Annotated in this window: 3 protein-coding genes; 1 reads left to right on the forward strand and 2 read right to left on the reverse strand. The window is 61.3% G+C overall.

Annotation, left to right across the window (positions count from 1 at the left end; genetic code table 11):
- Window positions 1–45: 45 nt before the first annotated feature.
- Entirely contained in the window at window positions 46–1068 is a 1023-nt protein-coding gene (locus tag WCA53_RS04165) for an aldo/keto reductase (protein WP_423905799.1), read from the reverse strand.
- Between the two features lie 113 nt (window positions 1069–1181).
- On the opposite strand from WCA53_RS04165, the gene WCA53_RS04170 reads away from it, so the two are divergent.
- Window positions 1182–2111, forward strand: coding sequence for a LysR family transcriptional regulator (locus WCA53_RS04170; RefSeq protein ID WP_423905801.1), 930 nt, complete (start codon window positions 1182–1184; stop codon window positions 2109–2111).
- A gap of 159 nt (window positions 2112–2270) precedes the next feature.
- Here WCA53_RS04170 and WCA53_RS04175 read toward each other — a convergent pair.
- Window positions 2271–2389: Fe-Mn family superoxide dismutase (locus WCA53_RS04175; protein ID WP_423905804.1), on the reverse strand; the 119-nt coding region annotated here is incomplete at its 5' end.

Genomic DNA, 2389 nt, shown 5'->3' on the forward strand with positions numbered 1-2389 from the left:
GCGGAGCGCTTCGGAAGCGCCGAGCCAACGCCTCGGGTCAACCCATCAAGCCGCGTGGCCGTGACTTTTCGTTTCGCTGTCAAGGTGCGCCATCTGCGCGGCTGCGTAACGCTCCCCTGCCGCGGCCCCGTTCGGCACTGCCTCACCAATCGCAGCGAGATCGTCCTTGCTGAGCATCACATCCACTGCCCCAAGCGCCTCCGTAAGCCGGTCACGGCGGCGGGCGCCAACCAGCGGCACGATATCGCTGCCCTGCGCGGCCACCCACGCAATCGCGATCTGCGCGACGCTCACGCCTTTGGCCTCGGCCACCTTGCGAAGGGCATCGACTAACGCAAGATTGTGGTCGACGTTCTCGCCCTGAAAGCGCGGACTCATCGCACGGAAATCGCCTTTGCCTGCGGAATCCTTGCTCCAGTGTCCGCTGATCAGGCCGCGCGACAGCACACCATATGCCGTCACGCCAATCCCCAGTTCGCGGCAGGCCGGCAGGATCTCTTCTTCGATGCCGCGCGAAATCAGCGAGTATTCGATCTGCAGGTCGCTGACCGGATGCACCGCGGCCGCACGACGAATGGTCGCTACGCCGACTTCGGACAGGCCCACGTGCCGCACATAGCCGGCCTTGATCATGTCGGCGATCGCACCGACCGTGTCTTCGATCGGCACGTTGGGATCCAGCCGCGCCGGCCGATAGATATCGATGTGATCGACACCCAGCCGCTGCAGCGAATACGCGAGAAAGTTCTTGACCGCTGCGGGACGCGCGTCGTACAGCGACCAACCGCCAGCAGGATCGCGCATCGCCCCGAACTTCACGCTGACGATTGCGGCGTCGCGCCGTGAGGCCGGGGCACTTTTCAGCGCCTCGCCGATCAACATTTCGTTATGGCCCTGACCGTAGAAATCGCCGGTATCGAGCAGGGTGACGCCAGCTTCGAGCGCGGCGTGGATCGTTGCGATGCTTTCAGCACGCTCGCAAGGACCGTACATGCCCGACATGCCCATGCAGCCAAGACCGATGGCCGAGCTGCGCGGTCCACTCCTACCCAGTTGAAGTTGCTTCATGGTGTTCCTCGATAGTTTCGCCGCGAGATGGGGCGCTTGAGCAGCAGTATCGGCCGAATTCTTGCGTGCGATAATCCATCCCAATTCGAATAGCCTGTGCGGAAAAACGAACAATGCAGGAACCTGATCTTTCCGACCTGAAAGCCTTCGTCGCGGTCACGCAGGCACGAGGGTTCCGGCATGCTGCGATGACGCGTGGCGTGTCGGCCTCGTCGCTCAGCGAAGCGATCCGCAGACTCGAGCAGCGACTTGGCGTCAGGCTGCTTAACCGCACCACGCGCAGCGTCACGCCCACTGAAGCGGGACAGCGGCTTTACGAACGGCTCTCGCCGGCATTCGTCGAAATTACGACGGCGCTCGATGCGGTCAACCTATTTCGCGAGAGTCCGACGGGCACGCTGCGACTGAACGTTCCCACGATCGCGGCACGAGAAATCCTTCCCGACTTGCTCTCGCGTTTTCTTGCCGCTCACCCGGGAATTACCGTGGATGTCGGCGCTAACGACACATTCATCGATATCCTCGCGGCCGGCTTCGATGCGGGTATCCGCTACGACGAGCGCCTCGAGCGCGACATGATCGCCGTGCCCATCGGCCCGCGCGTCCAACGCTTCGTCGCAGCGGCGGCGCCGTCATACCTCGCGGCGCGCGGCATACCGCAACACCCGCGCGACCTGGTGAATCACGCATGTATCGGACACCGCTTCGATAGCGGCGTGCTTGCAACATGGGAATTCAAGCGGGGTGACGACGTCGTGCGGATCGAACCGAACGGGCCGATGATCGCATCGATGATTGAACTGCAAAGGCGCGCAGCGATTGAAGGACTGGGTATCGTCTACTCGTTCGATGAATTCGTGCGCCCGGCTATAGAGAGCGGTGCGCTCGTGCCGGTGCTCGATGAATGGTGGCAAACGTTCAGCGGGCCGTTTCTTTACTATCCGAGCCGAGCGCATATGCCGGGGCCGCTGCGAGCATTCGTGGATTTCATTCTGGCGGCGGACAATTCGGGGTCCGATCTAGTCGGTGGAACGTCCGCGTGAACCGCTGCTTGACTCGGCATTGCAATATCGCAATAAAAAAAGCCCTCTTGGCGAGGGCTTTCATTTTGGCTACGGCTTCCAAAGTTTATCGCGGAGCATCCCGTCGTCTTTCCAAACTTTATCGCCGTCTCCAGACTTCTTTGTTAGGAAGCCGATACATCAGCCACCGAAATTCTTCGCGGCAAATTCCCAGTTCGCGATGTTCCAGAACGCCTCAATAAACTTCGGGCGCGCATTGCGATAGTCGATGTAGTACGCGTGTTCCCACACGTCCAGCG

Origin of the sequence: Caballeronia sp. (genome assembly GCF_049581465.1) — a bacterium.
GTDB lineage: Bacteria > Pseudomonadota > Gammaproteobacteria > Burkholderiales > Burkholderiaceae > Caballeronia.